The sequence below is a fragment of the Paenibacillus sp. G34 genome (assembly GCF_056856875.1).
On record NZ_CM166469.1, the window covers coordinates 5,911,734 to 5,931,895 of the forward strand.

Sequence of the window (20,162 nt, forward strand, 5' to 3'; positions counted from 1 at the left end):
ACTTGGGGAAGGAAGATGAAACTTGTCGAATCAAGGAGAAAAGGCAAGAAAATTCAGTTCAAATTTTTCTGATTGGAAACAAATAGCTTATAAAATCGTTCGAATACAATTGTCGTTTTTGTTGCTAATTAGCACATTTATGCCGACCAATTGGGGGCAAGAAGCAAATGCAGCACCCATAACAAGCTCCCTTGATAATTGGTACATCCGATCCATCGGACAAAATATGATTGGTGTGACCTATGGCAACGGCATGTATGTAGCGGTTGGGACAAATGGAACGGTGTTGACCTCCAGTGACGGATTGAACTGGATGACCCGCACAGTGGGCACCGCAATTCAATTAAATGGTGTTGCCTATAGCAACGGCACGTATGTGGCGGTGGGACAAAGTGGAAAGATATTGACCTCCAGTGACGGAGTGAGCTGGATCATCCGCGATTCAGGCACCACGAATGAACTTCGTACAGTCAATTACATCAACGGCTCGTATTTCGCGGTAGGAGCAAATGGCACAATTTTGACCTCCAGTGACGGAGTGAACTGGACGAGCCAGGCGTCGGGCACCACGCAATTTATTTTTGCCGTTAACTACTTCAATGGCATGTATATAGCGGTGGGCTCAGTCGGGACAATCTTGACCTCCAGTGACGGAGTAAGTTGGACGAACCGCTCTCCGGGAACCACAAATGGTCTATTGGGTGTAAGCTACGCCAACGGCACGTACGTGGTGGTGGGGCAAAGTGGAACAATATTGACTTCCTGCGACGGAACGAACTGGACCAGCCGCTCGTCGGGAACCACAAATAATCTTGTTGGCTTCGTATACGCCAACGGTACATATGTGGCTGTGGGCGTAGGTGGGACGATCGTAACCTCCAGTGACGGAGTGAGCTGGCTGACCCGTACGTCGGGCACCGCGAATAATCTTGCTGGCCTCAATTACATAAACGGCACGTTTATAGCGGTAGGTTATGGTGGAACGATTTTGGCCTCCAGTGACGGATCGAGCTGGACAAGCCCCCTGTCAAGTGTTACCCCAAATCATCTTTTGGGTATCAGCCACTTAAACGGCATGTATATAACGGGGGGCAATGGGGGGACGATTGTGACCTCCAGTGACGGAGCGAACTGGACGGCCCGCTCGTCGGGCACCTCGTTTCCTCTATACGGCTTCAGCTATGGCAACGGCACATACGTGGCGGTGGGTTATGGTGGAAAGATATTGACCTCTAATGACGGAACGAGTTGGACGAGCCAAACATCAGGCACTTCGAATCTTATTTATGCCGTCACCTACGGCAACGGCAAATATGTTGCGTCGGGTGCAAAGGGAACCATATTAATCTCTAGTGACGGATTGAATTGGACAAGTAGTTCTTCGGGTATTACCAATGATTTACGAAAAATCACTTACGGCAATGGTACCTATATGGCGATAGGAGCAAATGGAACGATACTGACCTCCAATGACGGAGCGGGCTGGACGAATCAAACGTCTGGCACCATGAAAAATCTTTACGGTGTTAACTACGACAACGGCAAGTACATCGTGGTGGGGCAAGGTGGAACAATATTGACCTCCAATGATGGAGTGAGCTGGACGAGTCAAACGTCTGGCACCATCAATGAACTTTATGATGCAAGCTACATCAACGCCACTTATATGGTGGTGGGGTTAAACGGAACGATATTGACTTCCAGTGACGGAGCGAGTTGGACGGCCCGCACGTCTGGCACCTTGAGTGCTCTATATGGTGTCATCTACGCCAACAGCAAGTATGTGGTGGTTGGGGCGAGCGGATTGATTTTGCAATCACCAACAATACCCACACTGACCCACGCGGCAACACCAAGCATTGATACGCAGCCGACGGGCGCCACGGTTAACGAAGGTGACAGTAACCCGTACTTGAGCGTAGCGGCCAGCGTAAATGACGGCGGAACGCTGTCCTATCAGTGGTACAGCAATTCAGTAAACAGCACGGTCGGCGGCAATGCAATCGCAGGTGCAACCAGTGCAACCTATGCCGCGCCGACCACATCGACAGGCACGACCTACTACTATGCTATCGTGACGAACACGAACAACAGTGTGAGCGGAACCAAGACGGCAACAGCGACGAGCAGTATCGCTGCGGTCAACGTAAACGCTCTGACCAACGCGGCAACACCAAGCATTGATACGCAGCCGACGGGCGCCACGGTTAACGAAGGTGACAGTAACCCGTACTTGAGCGTAGCGGCCAGCGTAAATGACGGCGGAACGCTGTCCTATCAGTGGTACAGCAATTCAGTAAACAGCACGGTCGGCGGCAATGCAATCGCAGGTGCAACCAGTGCAACCTATGCCGCGCCGACCACATCGACAGGCACGACCTACTACTATGCTGTCGTGACGAACACGAACAACAGTGTGAGCGGAACCAAGACGGCAACAGCGACGAGCAGTATCGCTGCGGTCAACGTAAACGCTCTGACCCACGCGGCAACACCAAGCATTGATACGCAGCCGACGGGCGCCACGGTTAACGAAGGTGACAGTAACCCGTACTTGAGCGTAGCGGCCAGCGTAAATGACGGCGGAACGCTGTCCTATCAGTGGTACAGCAATTCAGTAAACAGCACGGTCGGCGGCAATGCAATCGCAGGTGCAACCAGTACAACCTATGCCGCGCCGACCACATCGACAGGTACGACCTACTACTATGCTGTCGTGACGAACACGAACAACAGTGTGAGCGGAACCAAGACGGCAACAGCGACGAGCAGTATCGCTGCGGTCAACGTAAACGCTCTGACCAACGCGGCAACACCAAGCATTGATACGCAGCCGACGGGCGCCACGGTTAACGAAGGTGACAGTAACCCGTACTTGAGCGTAGCGGCCAGCGTAAATGACGGCGGAACGCTGTCCTATCAGTGGTACAGCAATTCAGTAAACAGCACGGTCGGCGGCAATGCAATTGCGGGTGCAACCAGCACAACCTATGCCGCGCCGACCACATCGACAGGCACGACCTACTACTATGCTGTCGTGACGAACACGAACAACAGTGTGAGCGGAACCAAGACGGCAACAGCGACGAGCAGTATCGCTGCGGTCAACGTAAACGCTCTGACCAACGCGGCAACACCAAGCATTGATACGCAGCCGACGGGCGCCACGGTTAACGAAGGTGACAGTAACCCGTACTTGAGCGTAGCGGCCAGCGTAAATGACGGCGGAACGTTGTCGTACCAGTGGTACAGCAATTCAGTAAACAGCACGGTTGGCGGCAATGCAATTGCGAGTGCAACCAGTGCAACCTATGCCGCGCCGACCACATCGACAGGCACGACCTACTACTATGCTGTCGTGACGAACACGAACAACAGTGTGAGCGGAACCAAGACGGCAACAGCGACGAGCAGTATCGCTGCGGTCAACGTAAACGCTCTGACCAACGCGGCAACACCAAGCATTGATACGCAGCCGACGGGCGCTACGGTTAACGAAGGTGACAGTAACCCGTACTTGAGCGTAGCGGCCAGCGTAAATGACGGCGGAACGTTGTCGTACCAGTGGTACAGCAATTCAGTAAACAGCACGGTCGGCGGCAATGCAATTGCGGGTGCAACCAGTGCAACCTATGCCGCGCCGACCACATCGACAGGCACGACCTACTACTATGCTGTCGTGACGAACACGAACAACAGTGTGAGCGGAACCAAGACGGCAACAGCGACGAGCAGTATCGCTGCGGTCAACGTAAACGCTCTGACCAACGCGGCAACACCAAGCATTGATACGCAGCCGACGGGCGCCACGGTTAACGAAGGTGACAGTAACCCGTACATGAGCGTAGCGGCCAGCGTAAATGACGGCGGAACGCTGTCCTATCAGTGGTACAGCAATTCGGTGAACAGCACGGTCGGCGGCAATGCCATTGCGGGTGCAACCAGTGCAACCTATGCCGCGCCGACCACATCGACAGGCACGACCTACTACTATGCTGTCGTGACGAACACGAACAACAGTGTGAGCGGAACCAAGACGGCAACAGCGACGAGCAGTATCGCTACGGTCAACGTAAACGCTCTGACCAACGCGGCAACACCAAGCATTGATACGCAGCCGACGGGCGAAACGGTTAACGAAGGTGACAGTAACCCGTACTTGAGCGTAGCGGCCAGCGTAAATGACGGCGGAACGCTGTCCTATCAGTGGTACAGCAATTCAGTAAACAGCACGGTCGGCGGCAATGCAATCGCAGGTGCAACCAGCACAACCTATGCCGCGCCGACCACATCGACAAGCACGACCTACTACTATGCTGTCGTGACGAACACGAACAACAGTGTGAGCGGAACCAAGACGGCAACAGCGACGAGCAGTATCGCTACGATCAACGTAAACATAGCGTCTACCCATACGATTGCTCCTATTGCGGATCAAACGTTAGCTGCACTTACTCAAGGTTATGCTGTGGGTACCCAAGAGACAAAAACTATTGACGTAACGAATACCGGCACGAGCGATTTGTCGAATCTGTCGGCAACGGTTAGCGGCATTCATGCTAGCGATTTTGTGATTACGCAACCAAGTACAACGTTAGTGAACGGAGCGACCACGTCAACCTTTACGGTGAAAGCGAAAGATGACTTACCAGCGGGGACATATACCGCAACAATAACGTTATCAGCAACCCAAATGACGGATGTGACGTTTACAGTGATGCAAGTTGTGAACATGCCGAACGCACCGGCAAATCCGCAAAACCTTGTGGCTGTCGGAGGAAACGGTGAGGTCACCCTAAATTGGAGTACGGTAACGGGAGCGACGTATTACAACCTTTATATGGCGACTGATCCAAGTCAGCTTAGTACTGCTTCGGTTGTTATCGTCAATTCCTCTGCCTACAGTGCACAAAACTTGCTAAACGGCACGACCTATTTCTTTACAGTGAGAGCAGGTAACTCGGAAGGCTTGAGTGGGGAATCGAATCAGGCAACCGCCACTCCTGCAACTGTACCAGCAGCCCCAACGAATGTTTCGGCAGTAACTGGAAACGGAGAAGCCACCGTAACCTTTACAGCTCCAACCGAGAACGGTGGAAGTCCGATTACGGGGTATGAAGTAACTGTTTCATCAGGGAATGTAGTCACAACAGGGGCGGCAAGTCCGATTGTAATTACAGGTTTAACGAATGGAACGAGCTATACATTTACGGTGAAAGCGATCAATGGTGTAGGAAAAAGTACAGCCTCCGCTGATTCAAATGCGGTGATTCCGCAAAAGTCAGCCGGCAACAGCACTGTTCCGATCGATACGCCATCCGTGCCTAGTACTCCAACCATCCCGGAGAAAACGAATACGGGAATGGATATTCTTGTGAATGGTAAAGCGGAAAATGCGGGGACCGTAGCGAGAACCCAACGAAACGGCCAAACCGTTACAACCGTGTTTATTGATCAGAAAAAGCTGGAGGACAAGCTCGCTACGGAAGGCCAAAATGCTGTGGTGGCGATACTTTTAAACGACAAATCCCATGTGACCGTCGGCTCATTGAACGGTCAGATGGTGAAAAACATGGAGGATAAGCAAGCTGTTCTTGAGATCAAAACCGATCGTGCGACCTATACGATTCCAGCGCAACAAATCAATATTAATACGATATCCGAGCAAGTCGGCAAGTTCGTAGCCTTGCAAGATATCCAGGTACAAATCGAAATCTCCGAACCAACAACAGATATGGTGAAAATTGTTGAGAATGCGGCAGTCAAGGGAACGTTCACGCTTGTCGTACCGCCTTTAAACTTCACGGTGAAGGGTATCTACGGAGATAAGACTATCGAAGTATCGAAGTTTAATGCCTATGTCAAACGAAATATTGTGATTCCGGATGATGTTGATTCCAGTAAGATTACCACAGGAATTGTTGTTGAGACAAACGGAACTATACGTCATGTTCCGACCAAGATTGTCGTGATTGACGGCAAATATTATGCGCAAATCAATAGCTTGACAAATAGCACGTATTCTCTTGTCTACCATCCAATCGAATTTGAAGATGTGGCCAAACATTGGGCAAAAAAAGCAGTGGGCGACATGGGATCACGGATGATTATCGATGGTACGGGCAATGATAAGTTCAGTCCCAACCGGGATATTACCCGTGCTGAGTTTGCAGCCATCATTGTTCGCGTATTGGGACTCAAGACGGAGAGTGGAGCAACCTCATTCTCAGACGTACAAATAACAGATTGGTACAGCAGCGCTGTCAATACTGCTTATGCCTACCATTTGATCGGTGGTTTTAAAGATGGTACTTTCCGTCCGATGGACAGGATTACACGGGAACAGGCAATGGTGATCCTCTCCAAAGCGATGGCGATCACTAGTCTGAAAGGCAATCTTGCTGTTCAATCGACAGACGTAATACTTCGCCCTTATGAAGATACGGCAGCTGTGTCTGCATGGGCACTGAGCAGTGTAGCTGATACTGTAGAGGCTGGCATTGTATCAGGAAGAAGCAGCAATGAGCTTGCACCAAAGGATTACATCACTAGAGCTGAGGTTGCCAAAATTATTCAGGGACTATTGCAAAAATCCGGCTTGATTTAAGCAAGGGGACGACGGTAGACGCTTTATAGAACGACTTCGGTTGCTAGGCAGCTACGGCTAGCAGTGTAACTTACACCATTTCTTGGTTCCCGAACGTTAAACCCTATTACTAAGCGATGAAATGAACTATGCGGGAGTTAGTAGTAGCTACTCCAATGAAGCAAACACAACTTCCCAAATCCGGCAATACGAATTTTAGCCGTTTGACATTATTGAGTGGCCCTTTAGGAGATTCAGTTTGGCGACGAATTATGGATTTATTAGCCACGGCTCTCCTCCAATATTTATATAAGAGAAAAGCACCTTAATAGGTGCTTTTCTCTTATATATGGTGGATTGATAAAACTAAGGGCACTGGGATTTTCCAGTACTATAAAACATCAGAAATTTAAGAGAATTTTTATTGGGAGAACCCCAGAAATTATAAACTGCCTGCTCCTATTTGTGCTACTTCCTGTATTATATTTGTGCTACTTCCTGTATTATATTTGTCCTTTATAAACTGATGTTTTTTTCACATTGTTCTGCAACGATATCATCATGCGTCACTATAATAATGGTTTTACCTTCCTGGTGAAGCTCGTGCAGCGTATTTAAAACAAAATTGCGATTCATGGAATCTAGTGATCCTGTCGGTTCATCAGCCAAAATAACATCACAAGGTTTTAATAAAATTCTAGCCAATGCCAGGCGCTGCTGTTCTCCTCCAGATAACTCATACACTTTTTTATTCAATGGAATGTCCAAGCCTACTTTCTCCAGAGCATTGATCTTTAAGCTGTGTCTTTCCTTTTTAGATTGACCGCTATAGGCCAGAGCCACCTCTAAGTTGTTGCTCACATGGTCATTTTCGATCAAGGCAAAGTTTTGGAATAAATAGGATATGTTACTTCGTAGAATATACATTTGTTCTCGACTTCCCATCTTAGGTGCAGTGACTCCTTTAAATTTCACGGAACCTTCATCAGGTTGCTCTAACATACCTAGCAAGTTCATTAATGTCGTTTTACCTGAACCGCTTTTACCTGTAATAGCAATCAATTGTCCCTGATAAATCGTTAGATCAAAGTTCTGTATTACTTTATTGTCACCATACGACTTACTGACATTATGGAGTTCATAAATGGAATTTTGATTCAAGTCACTGTCCTCCTCCCTTTATAACTTGTATGATATGCTTTCGCCAGATTCTTTTCAGCCAGAATAATGATCCCCATAGTTCTAATGCTAAAAGAGAAAAACATATCAGAATAGCCTGAGCCGAATATGCACGTTCTATATAAATAATCCCTAGTAATGATATAGTCCATGTCAAAGTGAATAAAGCAAAAAACTCCTTGTATCTCCTCGGTGCAGAGAAACCAAACATTCCTCTTATAATGAATTTTTGCTGATATTTACTAAAGACAATAGATACGTTTTGAAGCAGTAGAAGAATAAGAATAAACATGCTAATAATTAATGAAAGCGAGGCAGTGTAGAACTGAGCCTTCAGATGGTATAGTTTAGTTGCTATATATTGGTCAACGGTAATTAAGTAATGAAGGTTATCATCCAATTTAAGCTGTCTTAGAAAAGACTTCATTGACATATACGTTTGTTTGGTGTCACCATCTATCAATTTCACTTTTAAGGGATCTGTACTACCGCCACCTAAAATGGAATCTCGATCTCCGAGTAGACTATTCTTAAGTGTAACAACCTGAATAATTGGGTCGAGAATGTTATTATTGTTTTGTGGGTAGACATCCGTGTTGAAGCTAAATACTTCTTGTCCATCCGTTGTCCAAATTATACGAATTTTAGGAGAAGCCACTGTTTCAGGTACATCAACTCCTAAAGTTTGCTTATCAAACTCGACTCTTTGTTTACGTTCTGTTTGAAAAAAGCTTAAGAGTTCATTTTCCTTTTTTTTAAATCGTTCAGGCACAAGTACTATCCAGTCTGTATCGTCTTCAGAAATATTGATAATTTCCCCACTTTGATCGTACAAAGGGAACTCGTTTAGGAAGTTGGGATTAACATATACAGATCGATAACCATCATAGTTCTTATCTAGTTCAAGAGCTGTCGTTTCATACGAGCGAGCATTAACTAGCAACGAACCCATCTGATTAAGTAAAGGATATAAGTAATTAGCAGTTGTGCGAATAAACTGAGTGGAGCCATTTTGAAAATCGACAGAATCATAACCAATGTTTACAGGATAGAAAACTCCGTAATCGTTACTTTTTTGCCATTTGTGAAGTGTGGATTCTTCATTTTTCATTGCCCTATAATTTGTAACCACGTTAACAAAAGAAGATACAACCGCGATTATGACTACTACTTTAAGCAACAAATTAATAGTTAAAACAACGGAGGTACCTTTTTTATTCTTTAGTGCATGAGTTACATTTAAACGCGCCATACTTGTATATGCAGGTAACGTTAAAACGACAATTATTAAGGATAGTAAGCACTGCTGAATAATAACATCCGAAATGAACAAATAGCTACTGCCTGGGATAAAAGATAACAGAATAATAGATATCAGCATTGCAGTAAAAAATACGTATAATATCCATTTCCCAATTGACTCTAACCAAATTCTTTTGTGAGAATATCCAAATAATTTATAAATTGCAAGACGCTTAGCTTCTTGGAATGAGTAGTAGAGAACAAAAAAACCAGTAATAATAACTAGTACATAATGTAGTAGCTTGATGTCTGTATTTGAAGTAATTTTGTAAACATCTCTTGGAGAAGACATGTTCATAAAAGTTTGGGGTGATACAGTAATATGCATATTATTCGATTCAAAATAATCATTAATATTATCGGTGAACTTTTTCAAGAAAATCCCTAGAGTATCCCGATTTCCTTCTACAAAGTAATACCCACTTACAGGCAAATAATCAAAAGAGCTTTTTAAAGGTCTAATAGATATACTATCATTACCCGCAAAATCCTGGATAACACCCATCTGATGAGCATTACTTTCTTGAGATGTTGATAAAAAAGCCTTACTATTCTTGGTATCATCAATACTTAAAAAATCCCCAGACCGTAACTTTATATAATCAAATAGAGTAGTAGGTTCATTTAATAATATGTATTTTACCAACTCCATTTCCTGATCAGGCTTATTGTTAATTGCTGGTCGAATTAAATTCACTTTCAATTCTGAAGAGGTGCTTAATAAAATAGGGTATATTTCGTTGGGATCAGATAGACCTGCTTCATCAGGTATAAAAAAAGCTGATCCTATTTTCTCTTCCAAAAGCAAAATGCGGTTAAGTTCTTTTTTATCGTAATTTTCGTAACTGATAAATATAGAGAGAGAAAACGATAGTATCAAAAATAAGATAATGAGTTTTTTCAAATCAAATATCTCCTTCAAAGCAGACATGAATTGAAACGAACTGAATCAAGCTATGCTAGATTCAGTTCGTTTATATAGTATTATTCTTTAATTAGAATAACTCTATGCTTAAGAAAGAATTGTCTACTAAAATGCCTTATTTTGATTCATATACATTCCAGTAGGCATGGGTATCATCGGAGGCACCCCCGACGGCGCTCGCGTAAGAGGTTGTTCCAGCATTTACTTGACCACTACGTGACATCTGCGTGCCTATACTTGCCGTAGAAGAATGGATTTTAGTTTGATGGTTATAATTGGACCAGACTTTTTTGCTGAGCGGAAAAACCCAGCTTGTTCCATAATCCCAGGTTCCCCCACCAACATCTACCGCAGGAGACACTACACCAGAGGTGAACTTAGTAAGCTGATTTTCTGTAATTACATTAGTTAGGTCTACAGATCCACTAGTTGCAGAGTTTTGCGCCATAGCTTGGCTGATAGGAACTAATAGAACAGCTGCTACAATAGACAAACTTAAAATTTTCTTCTTCACTATTTAACACTCCCTTGATTTTATGTAGAATTCCGGAATTCTATATATATAATATCATAGTATGTAACAAATTGGAATTTCATAATGATTAAAAATGGAAATTAAGTAATTTATACCTACTTTAAGAGTACTAAAGTAGCATCAATATGAGGTCGTACTATATTGGTCATTGAAAATTCTTTGTTATAAAATAATGCACAGAAAAATAACCCATTTTGGCGATTCTATCCTTTAGTTCTCGCTCTAAAAGGATAGAATCGCTCAATAAGTTACAAAAAATGTCTCCTATTTCTAAGCCTATGCTCAAATAAATTAATTTCCTTTTCCTTCCATTCATGCTTCTCTCGAAAAGTCAACTTCGAGTGGTTTGTCATTATTGTCGTCGGCTTCATACTACGTTCCAACGCTCTAGGCTTTACTTCCGTAATTCAAGATCTCTCGTTAGATTCCCGTTGCTACAAGATCTTGATGAATTGCTTCCTTCTGCCAAGCTGGTACATCTCGTCGCTACGGTGGATGTGGTTTGAAGACATGTGCTGGCACGCGCCTCTATTCATAGTTTTAGATCACGTGCCCCTCTTTGGTACTTGTATGAGACGGGGCCAAGGAAGGACGCTTCGGATACCGGTAATCAAAAAATTCTTTATCAGGAATTGGAGAATATCGTCATAGGTGACTATATCTCGGTCATTTGTCCAACTTTATTTGCATTCTATATGGTGATTCCTGGAAGTCTTTCTGTTTACATCTAATGATGAAACTGTAAGACAAGACGTGTGCAAACCAGTTAAACCGCTATTTCGTTCAGTTCAAATAGCATATTCCGCTGAATTGTGGTTTTGCACAGCTAAGACTCGCAAAGATAAACAAATTAAAACAAGGTGAGGGACACGTGTCCCTCACCTATTTATGCTTTTGTTCTTACGTCTGAATCAGATCCTGACTAACAAAAGCAGATGGTACACAATATATTTACAATCTGTCCTCTTCCTCAATAGCCTCACTTACCTTACTTGTTCAACAAATGATCCAGCTCCAATTCCTTGGACACCGCAATCAGCACAACGGCGGGTTCCTCACCGATATTGGTCACTTCATGCGGTACAATGGCGTTCCATGTAAACGAATCTCCCGCTTCCAACGTCTCGACATCTTCGCCCTGCCTCGCTTGGATGACACCTTGCAGTACCAGATGACTTTCCTCTCCCGCATGTTTGCTAAGTCCCGTTGAAGCACCTGGCGGTAGCTCTACAATGGACATGCGCATCGCACCTTTGGCCGTTAACTGCTGTACTTTGATCTGTCCGCTACCTGCTGTGGTCTCCTTGCGTTCATGCTTCCGAACCACATTCATACGTTGCTCTGATGTCAGCAACAGGTAAGGCAGCGGTACGCCCAGATAGTCCGCAATGCTCTCCAATGTAGCGATGGACGGTGACGTTTTGTTATTTTCCACATTGCTGATAAACCCTTTGGACAACCCTGTCCCCTCACAGAGCTGCATGATCGTAATCTGTTTCTGTTTGCGTATCGTTCGAATGGCCAAGCCAATATCCATAGTACTGCCCTTCCCTCTATACTGTTGCATTGCCCTTAAGTTCAAGCCTCAGTTGATGTTTCCACAAAAACAAGGCGATTGCCAAATGGATCGGTAATGGTCATTTCCCGTGAATCCCAAGGGGTTTTGTGGATACCCGGTCTCGCATATTTATATTTTTGCAAAGAAATCCGCTCATGCAGCTCCTCCAGATGCTCTGTCTCAATGCGTAATGCCGTACCAGGGGTACAGTCTCCGTGGTGTTCGGACAGATGAATGATAATCTCATCCTGCGACACCTGCATGTAGAGTGGCATATCAGCCTCGAATCGATGCTCCCAGTCCACGTTGAACCCCAAGTAATCCGTGTAAAATTCCTTTGCCTTCGCTTCATCAAAAATTCTAAGAATAGGTACGATATGTTTCATCATCTTCTTCACGTCCTCCTCTTCAGAAAATAACAGTATAGTACTGCTGCTCAATCCAAGTTCCCTTATACAAAACATATTTTCATCATACAAAAAAAAGGTTGACCCTACAATAAAAGCATGATAGATTTTGTTCATTAATAAGAATATTATTTTCACATAGGTGAACTTTTTATTTTTAGTTTAATGCCTGTCATTACTTCATTCCACTCTTTTGCTTCATTGGTTTGATCTATGCATTGGTTTGATATTTGCATTCATTTTATACATTCGATTCATCGCTACTCATATTCTACCTGGAGGTGTATTGGTTTGAATTCTACTTATATTCATGAGGTGAAACTGCCTGCACATTACGATAAAGACCAGCAATATCCTGTTATTTTTGCGTTGCACGGCATGGGATCAGATGAGCAGGACATGCTTCGATTAATGGAGCCGTTGTCTTCCGATTTCATTGTTGTTGCCATTCGTGGGCCTATTGTACAGGGCGGAGGTTATGCTTATTTTCAGATTAAAAGCATAGGAAACCCTGTCCGCGAGTTATACGATGCCTCGGTTCAAGGGCTGCAACAGCTCATCATCGAGCTGTCGGCTCAATATGCGATCGATCCTGCAAGGCGTTATATCGCCGGATTCAGTCAGGGAGGCATCATGGCAATGACACTTGCCTTGGTGATGGGTGATGCCATCAAAGGTATCGTGACTATGAGCGGATACATTCCGCAGTTTGTGAAGGAAGAATATGCTCTGCAGCCTTCTTCCAACCTGTCCGCATTTATCTCACACGGCGATCAGGATCACCTTTTCCCGTTACAGTTGGGTGAAGATAATGCTTCGTTTTTCCGGAATCATACGAATCAAGTTACGTATGTGCCATACAGTGGGGGCCACCATGTAACCCCTGAGTTATATGCCAAACTCCAACACTTCCTTCGGACGGATGCTGGGGTAACTACAGAAGACACGAAAGGAATAACTGAATCATGATGCCATCATTGTTTATCGCCCATGGCGCTCCTTCACTTGCTCTGGAGGAGAATGCGTACACTGAATTTTTGCAAAAACTTGGGCAGGATCTGCCCAAACCTAAAGCGATTCTCCTGTTCTCCGCTCACTGGGAATCGGCTACACAGCTCGTATCTTTTGTAACCGGCTCATATGACACAATCTATGATTTCGGCGGTTTCCAGCCCGAACTGTACCAGATTAAATATCCAGCTCAGGGAGATGCCGAACTGACCTCTGAGGTCGTCAAGTTGTTCACCGATGCCGGAATTCCTGTGCAGACGGACGAGATACGCGGACTGGACCATGGAGCGTGGGTTGTACTGCGCCTGCTCTATCCCGAGGCAGATGTTCCTGTAATCGCTCTGTCCGTTAACCGTTATCTGACGGGTGAGCAGCAGTATAAGGTAGGCCAAGCACTCGCTTCTTTGCGTGAGCAAGATGTTCTTGTCATTGGCAGTGGCGGAACCGTGCATAACCTGCGCCGTCTGAATTGGGAAAGTCAAGGTGTGGACTCCTGGGCTATGGAATTCGACAGCTGGCTTCAAGATAAGCTGGAGCGCTGGGATACGGATGCCCTCTTCGCTTATGACAAGCTTGCTCCGTCTGCACAGGCAGCGGTTCCTACGCCAGAGCATTTTGTGCCAATCCTGATCGCCATGGGTGCAGGGGATGAGAAGAAACAGGCCTCCCTCATGTTCCGAGCATATCAGCTGGGCAACTTGAGTTTGTCTTGCTGGAAATTTGAATAACAAAATATAGGATTTATCTAAAACATAAAAAGACCAAAGCGTGAGTCACAGGGTACCCCTGCTGCTCACGCTTTTTTGAGATATTGTTAGGCGGCTGAATGCAATTGCATAGACCACAAGTGCACTTTTACACATCCATACTCGTTCATTATTCAGGACTCCCGCTTGGGTCTATCGTTTCTTGTACGAGCTTACGGAGTAAATCTATACTAATGGGAAGCCATCTCATCAACAGATCCATCAGATGAGTATGACATGCGAACGCTCATAAGGAGGCGAAACATGGTGTCAGAGCCAAGATCAGAACAACGTATCGATGAACTCTTGCAAGAGTTGTTAGAACTGCTGGAAGAAAAGGTGCAGGATGAGGAAAACCAGGAGTTGCTAGAGGCTTACCGTGACCGTGAAGGGGCAACCGATGAGGAGCTTGACGGGTTCGAGCAACACTACGGAATACGACTACCGGAAGACTTTCGGGCATTCTACAAACGTAAAAATGGCAGCGGATATGCCTTTCACGTCCTTTTTCCAGGTGATGCCGCACAAAATGAAGATATGGTCTTCTACTTGTTATCGCTGGAACAAATGCAGCGGGAGCATGACGGTTCTGTAGAGATTCGGATGGATGACTACTTCTCTGAAGAAGAAATGCGTGAGCTGGACCCGCGAATCAAGCCTTATCTGCATCAGAAATCATGGATTACCTTTGGCAAGCTTGGTGGCGGCTCGTTGTACTTGATGCTGGATTTCGACCCGACAGAGCAAGGAACGTATGGGCAGATTATTATGTTCAAACACGATCCTGATTTTGTCTATTACGTTGCCGGAACCTTCACCGAATTGCTGGAGCAATCCAATCGGAACTTGCGTGAGCTCGACATTATCGAATACTAAGTCCAATTGAATGACATCAAACATCTTAATAACCATTTAATAACCATTATCGTCCAGATAATGATATGACCATTTTTTCATAATGCTGGGAGCTGCAAAGGCGGTTATAATAACATTTAGTGGAAATGCACAAGCTACCGGAAGAAGGACTGTCTTTCTACATCAACTACATATCTGGGAGGAACTACCGAAGTGGCTGAACAACCGAAGTCAGAGAGCTTTATGTCTCTCGTCAAAAAAGGCAACACATCCTCTGCTGTAGCCATGGCGGGTAACGCCATACTTGCATTATGTAAAGGAGGAGCCTTTATATTCAGTGGCAGCGGTGCTATGTTCGCATCCGCGATGCATTCACTGGCTGATGCCATTAACCAAGGGTTTGTATTTGTCGGAAGTGTCTTATCCGAGAAAAAACCCACTCGCCGCTTCCCGACCGGATTTGGACGGGTCATCAACATTTTCTGCATGATTGCCGTTATTGTGGTGACGATCATGGCCTATGAAACGATTCACGAAGGCATCCACCTGCTCCAGCATCCTGCTAGTCAATCAGGCGGACTGTGGATCAACATTGGTGTGCTTGTGCTTAATATTGTGATCGATGGAGCCATCCTCATCAAAGCGATGAAGGAAATCCTTAAGGAAGCCCGTGCGCCTAAAGCGACGGGATTTGCCCTGGTACCTGCTGCGATCAAAAACGTAGGACGCGCCGCACCGCCGACACGCCTTGTATTCTACGAGGACGTTGTAGCCGTGCTTGGAGCAACCCTTGCGCTAGTATCTGTTATTGTCATTGCTCTGACAAACTTCGCCTTGCTGGACGGTATTGTCACCACCATCATCGGATGTCTGATGATTGCCGTTGCTTTCCGTGTCGGCTACGACAACATGATTGGCCTGATCGGTGTCGCCGCACCGCAGGATGTCGAGGACAAAGTGTCCAAGACAATTCTGGCAGACAGCCATGTGGCTGATATCCAAATGATGCGCATCATTCAGGAAGGCCGGTATTACCATGTGGAAGGTCTGATTGAGCTGACGAAAGGCCTCAGTCTCGCGGATGCGGATGATATCAAGTTCCGGATACAGGAAAAACTGATGTTGGATCCTGATATTGCAGATGCAGCAATCTCCATTATTGAGGATGACGGGGTGAACAGCTGGGGCAATAAACATTCGGATGTGTTGAAAAAGTAGTGACTTAACCTTAGAATAACTGGACTATTCTTAGAAAAATGTACTGCAAATAGACGAAGCAGGAATTACTCTGCCTCGTCTATTTTGTGTGCTTTGTGCTCTGTTCCTTCAGCTCATGCTGATCAGAAGATCACCGTGCCTGCTTCATCCCCATTTCATTCACCTTATCCAGCCATTTTTGACGGAACGCATCTGTCGACTTGCGGATTGGACTAATATCGGTCACACGTATAGGGGATACACCGCTGAATTTAAGGATGTTGGATTTCATGATTCGGTGCCCTGCCTGTCTATATACCAGTTTATTGTACAGGCTTGGTGTATCCGATGTTACGATGAGGTGCGCAGACTTACCTTTGAGCAATTTGTCCCAGAGTGGTGAGTTGTCGCGATATCTCATAGCAAACCCAGGCAGGAAAATCCGATCAATAAACCCTTTCAGCACAGCGGGCATCGTTCCCCACCACGTCGGATACACAAATACCAGATGATCTGCCCAGCGAATGAGCTCCTGTGCTTTCAGCAAATCAGGCTCAAGCTCTGTCCGCTGACGATAGCCGTATCGGAGATTCGGATTAAACTCAATCTCGCTCAGATCGATCAACTCCACAGTCGCCCCGGATTTCCTCGCTCCCTCTGCGTAAGACGTTGACAGTGCTTTGCAGTAACTTTGCGGGTCAGGGTGACCGTTAATAATGAGAATTTTATTTGCATTCATACTTGTGTTCCTCCTGTATAATATGATCTATGAAGACCGATGAAACGGACATATCACAAGCATAGAGTGAACGAAGGCATAAACAAATGATCAAGGGCGCTGAATCATTGCGGATTCGTGCAAACGGAGGAATTATGAAATATCTCAATCAAAGCGTCTCGATTAGCATGGTGTATCCTATTTTGAAAACGCTGGTCCATAAGGGTTTCGATCCCGAATCCTTTTTCAGAGACATGGAAATCGATACTGTAATTACGGACAACCCGGATGCACGGATTCCCGTCAATGAACTGGAACGGATCATGCGGCGCGCCGCCGATTATACAAATGATCTGTATTTTGGATTACACCAGGGTGGACGGCTGGATTTTGCAGACTTGGGCCTGCCCGGGTATGTCATGATGCATTCTAAAACGATCGGGGATGCGCTGACGGCTTATCAGCGATACAACGATATTTTGTATAGTGGATTTCAACTGGAGTGGGAAGTATGCGGGCCAGATCTGATCATTCGGTTGTCTGCGCAAAATGAAGAAATCCCCATGTCCCGCCATTGCGTCGAGGATATGGCAGTTTCATTGCTGCATCTGATCAACAAGCTGGCTAATCACCGGGCAGCAGTACGAGAAGTCCAGTTTCGTCATGATGCTCCTGACACTACTAGTGATCTGGCTCCTTACGCAGACTCATTTGGGGTCAATCCCCAGTTTGGTGCTCCTCATACCCTCCTGCGTCTATCCAAAGACATTCTTGCATTGCCCGTATTATACTCGGATGCCAAGATGCTGAAGGTTTTTGAGACGATGGCAGAGGAGACCCGAGCAGATCTGTACGCCTCCCAGCCCTTCTCCAGCAAGGTAAGCCGCCTAATCACGGAAAGTCTGCCTTCCTTCTTTCCCACATTACAACACACGGCAGCACATCTCGGCGTGAGCATCCGCACACTTCAGAGCAGATTACGTGAAGAAGGTACAACGTTTAATGAAATCTCCGTTCAGGTACGGAAGGAACTGGCACAGCGTTACCTACAACGAGGCAGCTATTCTGTAGGCGATATAGCCTATGCCCTCCATTTTTCAGAACAAAGTGCATTTCAGAATGCGTTTAAAAAGTGGACTGGACAGACACCTGGGCAATACCGGGCTAGTTTGGCTAGAACACAAACCTAAATAACGGCGGCTAATATCAGACAGGTATATCCGCCTTGTGTCCATGGCGCCATCCCTGCCAAGTTCCAAGATCGATCTGACAGAAATAAGAATGAATACAACCTACCTAGACTTTAGTCTAGGATAAGTTTAACGCCAAAGACGGAGGCTCCCAATTTCCAGTTCGTGGTATGCTGTGAGTAACGAAAACAAGGAAATACATATGCTCGGATGAAAGATTCCATATTCAAAAGGAGAGAAATTATGGCTAAACGTACGATTCTTGCACCTGTCCTGATTTTGCTTGGTGTGTACCTCATTCTGAATCAAGGCGGCACGATGGGGCCAGGCACGATCTTTGCGACCTTCTGGCCTACATTGTTTGTTATTCCGCTAGGGCTGTTCTTCCACTGGCTGTACTTCGCCATGATAGGCCGGGGCGTGGGGTTACTTGTTCCAGGTGGCCTGCTGCTGACGGTTGGTATCGTATGCCAGATCGCAATGCTGTTTAACAATTGGGGCACGATGTGGCCAGGATTCATTCTCGCGCCAGCTGTCGGTTTGTTCGAACTCTACTGGTTTGGCGGCCGGAATAAATGGCTGCTCATTCCGATTAATATTCTGACCGTTCTTTCACTGCTGTTCTTCGCTGTGATGTCCGTTGGTTCTGTATTGAGCAACATGAGTTATATCCAACCGGTTGTAGCGATTGTGTTGATTGTAGGTGGGGCGTATCTCATCATGGGGCGCAAAAAGCATATGTAGTGGCGTGATATCCGATGGATTGGACTGGATTACACTGAGTCACTCCGGGGACAGAACAACTGCGGATCGCTGTTACCCCCGGATTTTTTGAATCACATATTCTATGTGAAAATCCGGTGGTAAAGGCGAGCGCTTCGCTTCCTTCGTCTGTCCTGTCCCCTCCGTTAATGTGTAATCTCATATTCATCGGATATCGCACTTCAAAGCTATTGCTTTAGAGCATACAAAAGGAAAGGAGCCATCCCTGATCCAGAGGTGATCAGGGGTGGTTTTTGTGTTTCAGGAGGGTTCTGATTCATATGTCGGTTTCTACTGACTGTCTATGACTTGGTTTGGCTCTGATTGCATAGCTATGTTGTAATTAATCCAGAAGAAAAGGATCAACGGCAGGGCCGCATTGGACGCGATAAAGAAAATCAGTGAAGGTAACCCGGCAAGTGGCATGTAGCTTATGCCTGTCACTTGAACCAGCAGTTGCTCGCCATTCGGGCCGTCAGAGAACAGGATGGATGATGCCCCGTTCCAGCCTAGATGGCTTCCAACTGCAATAGCCATAGAACCGGATTTGGCATACGCATATGCCCAAACCAAACCCATAATAAAGGTGGTGGAAAATAGAATAATCATAACCGGGATGTTCCCGATCACACCGCCCGAAAACCAGTGATACACACCAAAAGCAACCGACGATAACATAACTCCCCATCGTACCCCCAACCAGTGAATCAGAAGCACAAGTAACACGCCGCGAAATAATAATTCCTCGAACCATACTGATTTAAAATTCCACCAACTGGCAGCGCCAAATTCAGCCCATGAATAGCCCGGGTTTACCTTCCAAGTGAACATAGTAACCAAGGATTCTGTCCAGTGAACTGCCGAGGAAACGAGGATACCCAAAAGTAAGGCTATTGCAAATTGTTGGAGACGCATACCTGCTGGGCGGTAACCCAGAACGGATAATGGCTCCCTGATCGTGAAACGAAGCAAAAGCCAAGATACCAGGACAAGCACGATCATGCCTAACATCACGCCCCTCCTTTCCACTTCATTTTAAGTAAAACCATTGAATTCAACATCACATCTACACCGTCAGAGTTTCCGTTTCCTTTCATCCCGTTCCGTTCCCTCCATCCCGATATACTTTTCATATTCGGGGTTATGGGCTTTAGTACGTACGGATGTAAATAAAGTTCCCGGCAATCCGAA

The 20,162-nt window shown here is 45.8% G+C and carries 14 protein-coding genes; 7 read left to right on the plus strand and 7 right to left on the minus strand.

What is annotated here, in order from left to right:
• The first annotated feature begins 139 nt into the window (after positions 1–139).
• On the plus strand, positions 140–6,607 hold the full coding sequence (locus AC1VYS_RS26700) for an S-layer homology domain-containing protein (protein WP_482912145.1): 6,468 nt from the start codon (positions 140–142) through the stop codon (positions 6,605–6,607).
• A gap of 495 nt (positions 6,608–7,102) precedes the next feature.
• Here AC1VYS_RS26700 and AC1VYS_RS26705 read toward each other — a convergent pair whose 3' ends face one another.
• From AC1VYS_RS26705 to AC1VYS_RS26725, 5 genes are all read right to left on the minus strand, one after another.
• On the minus strand, positions 7,103–7,747 hold the full coding sequence (locus AC1VYS_RS26705; protein WP_482912146.1) for a putative bacteriocin export ABC transporter: 645 nt from the start codon (positions 7,745–7,747) through the stop codon (positions 7,103–7,105).
• Position 7,748: 1 nt separating this feature from the next.
• Positions 7,749–9,971, minus strand: a complete 2,223-nt coding sequence (locus tag AC1VYS_RS26710; protein ID WP_482912147.1) for a DUF1430 domain-containing protein — start codon at positions 9,969–9,971, stop codon at positions 7,749–7,751.
• A 136-nt stretch (positions 9,972–10,107) separates the two neighbouring features.
• Positions 10,108–10,506: a lactococcin 972 family bacteriocin gene (locus AC1VYS_RS26715; protein WP_482912148.1), complete on the minus strand. Its 399-nt coding sequence runs from the start codon at positions 10,504–10,506 to the stop codon at positions 10,108–10,110.
• A gap of 1,009 nt (positions 10,507–11,515) precedes the next feature.
• On the minus strand, positions 11,516–12,064 hold the full coding sequence (locus AC1VYS_RS26720; RefSeq protein WP_482912149.1) for a helix-turn-helix domain-containing protein: 549 nt from the start codon (positions 12,062–12,064) through the stop codon (positions 11,516–11,518).
• Positions 12,065–12,105: 41 nt separating this feature from the next.
• Positions 12,106–12,471 (minus strand): glyoxalase superfamily protein, encoded by a 366-nt coding sequence (locus AC1VYS_RS26725; RefSeq protein WP_482915134.1) that lies wholly within the window; start codon positions 12,469–12,471, stop codon positions 12,106–12,108.
• Between the two features lie 312 nt (positions 12,472–12,783).
• Between AC1VYS_RS26725 and AC1VYS_RS26730 the strand changes: the two genes are divergently transcribed.
• From AC1VYS_RS26730 to AC1VYS_RS26745, 4 genes are all read left to right on the plus strand, one after another.
• Positions 12,784–13,461: an alpha/beta hydrolase gene (locus tag AC1VYS_RS26730; RefSeq protein WP_482912150.1), complete on the plus strand. Its 678-nt coding sequence runs from the start codon at positions 12,784–12,786 to the stop codon at positions 13,459–13,461.
• On the plus strand, positions 13,458–14,231 hold the full coding sequence (locus AC1VYS_RS26735) for a DODA-type extradiol aromatic ring-opening family dioxygenase (RefSeq protein ID WP_482912151.1): 774 nt from the start codon (positions 13,458–13,460) through the stop codon (positions 14,229–14,231). The genes AC1VYS_RS26730 and AC1VYS_RS26735 overlap by 4 nt, the downstream gene beginning before the upstream one ends.
• Positions 14,232–14,513: 282 nt before the next feature.
• Positions 14,514–15,125 carry an SMI1/KNR4 family protein gene (locus tag AC1VYS_RS26740; protein ID WP_482912152.1) on the plus strand — a complete coding sequence of 204 codons (612 nt, stop codon included), beginning with the start codon at positions 14,514–14,516 and terminating at the stop codon, positions 15,123–15,125.
• A gap of 222 nt (positions 15,126–15,347) precedes the next feature.
• The gene (locus AC1VYS_RS26745) at positions 15,348–16,322 is read left to right on the plus strand and encodes a cation diffusion facilitator family transporter (protein WP_482915135.1); all 975 of its coding nucleotides are present in this window, start codon (positions 15,348–15,350) and stop codon (positions 16,320–16,322) included.
• 130 nt (positions 16,323–16,452) lie between these two features.
• Here AC1VYS_RS26745 and AC1VYS_RS26750 read toward each other — a convergent pair whose 3' ends face one another.
• Entirely contained in the window at positions 16,453–17,040 is a 588-nt protein-coding gene (locus AC1VYS_RS26750) for an NAD(P)H-dependent oxidoreductase (RefSeq protein WP_482912153.1), read from the minus strand.
• A 134-nt stretch (positions 17,041–17,174) separates the two neighbouring features.
• On the opposite strand from AC1VYS_RS26750, the gene AC1VYS_RS26755 reads away from it, so the two are divergent.
• Positions 17,175–18,209: an AraC family transcriptional regulator gene (locus AC1VYS_RS26755; RefSeq protein WP_482934437.1), complete on the plus strand. Its 1,035-nt coding sequence runs from the start codon at positions 17,175–17,177 to the stop codon at positions 18,207–18,209.
• A gap of 243 nt (positions 18,210–18,452) precedes the next feature.
• The gene (locus AC1VYS_RS26760; RefSeq protein ID WP_441928987.1) at positions 18,453–18,953 is read left to right on the plus strand and encodes a hypothetical protein; all 501 of its coding nucleotides are present in this window, start codon (positions 18,453–18,455) and stop codon (positions 18,951–18,953) included.
• A 309-nt stretch (positions 18,954–19,262) separates the two neighbouring features.
• Here the strand turns inward: AC1VYS_RS26760 and AC1VYS_RS26765 are convergent, their stop codons facing one another.
• Positions 19,263–19,982, minus strand: a complete 720-nt coding sequence (locus AC1VYS_RS26765) for a CPBP family intramembrane glutamic endopeptidase (protein WP_482912155.1) — start codon at positions 19,980–19,982, stop codon at positions 19,263–19,265.
• Positions 19,983–20,162: the final 180 nt, after the last annotated feature.

What these genes read in the sequence shown, in the direction of transcription:
- AC1VYS_RS26765 (WP_482912155.1), bottom strand. Translation starts at nt 19,982, where the DNA reads ATGTTAGGCATGATCGTGCTTGTCCTGGTATCTTGGCTTTTGCTTCGT.
- AC1VYS_RS26755 (WP_482934437.1), top strand. Translation starts at nt 17,175, where the DNA reads ATGAAATATCTCAATCAAAGCGTCTCGATTAGCATGGTGTATCCTATT.
- AC1VYS_RS26735 (WP_482912151.1), top strand. Translation starts at nt 13,458, where the DNA reads ATGATGCCATCATTGTTTATCGCCCATGGCGCTCCTTCACTTGCTCTG.
- AC1VYS_RS26700 (WP_482912145.1), top strand. Translation starts at nt 140, where the DNA reads ATGCCGACCAATTGGGGGCAAGAAGCAAATGCAGCACCCATAACAAGC.
- AC1VYS_RS26740 (WP_482912152.1), top strand. Translation starts at nt 14,514, where the DNA reads ATGGTGTCAGAGCCAAGATCAGAACAACGTATCGATGAACTCTTGCAA.
- AC1VYS_RS26725 (WP_482915134.1), bottom strand. Translation starts at nt 12,471, where the DNA reads ATGAAACATATCGTACCTATTCTTAGAATTTTTGATGAAGCGAAGGCA.
- AC1VYS_RS26720 (WP_482912149.1), bottom strand. Translation starts at nt 12,064, where the DNA reads ATGGATATTGGCTTGGCCATTCGAACGATACGCAAACAGAAACAGATT.
- AC1VYS_RS26750 (WP_482912153.1), bottom strand. Translation starts at nt 17,040, where the DNA reads ATGAATGCAAATAAAATTCTCATTATTAACGGTCACCCTGACCCGCAA.
- AC1VYS_RS26745 (WP_482915135.1), top strand. Translation starts at nt 15,348, where the DNA reads ATGTCTCTCGTCAAAAAAGGCAACACATCCTCTGCTGTAGCCATGGCG.
- AC1VYS_RS26760 (WP_441928987.1), top strand. Translation starts at nt 18,453, where the DNA reads ATGGCTAAACGTACGATTCTTGCACCTGTCCTGATTTTGCTTGGTGTG.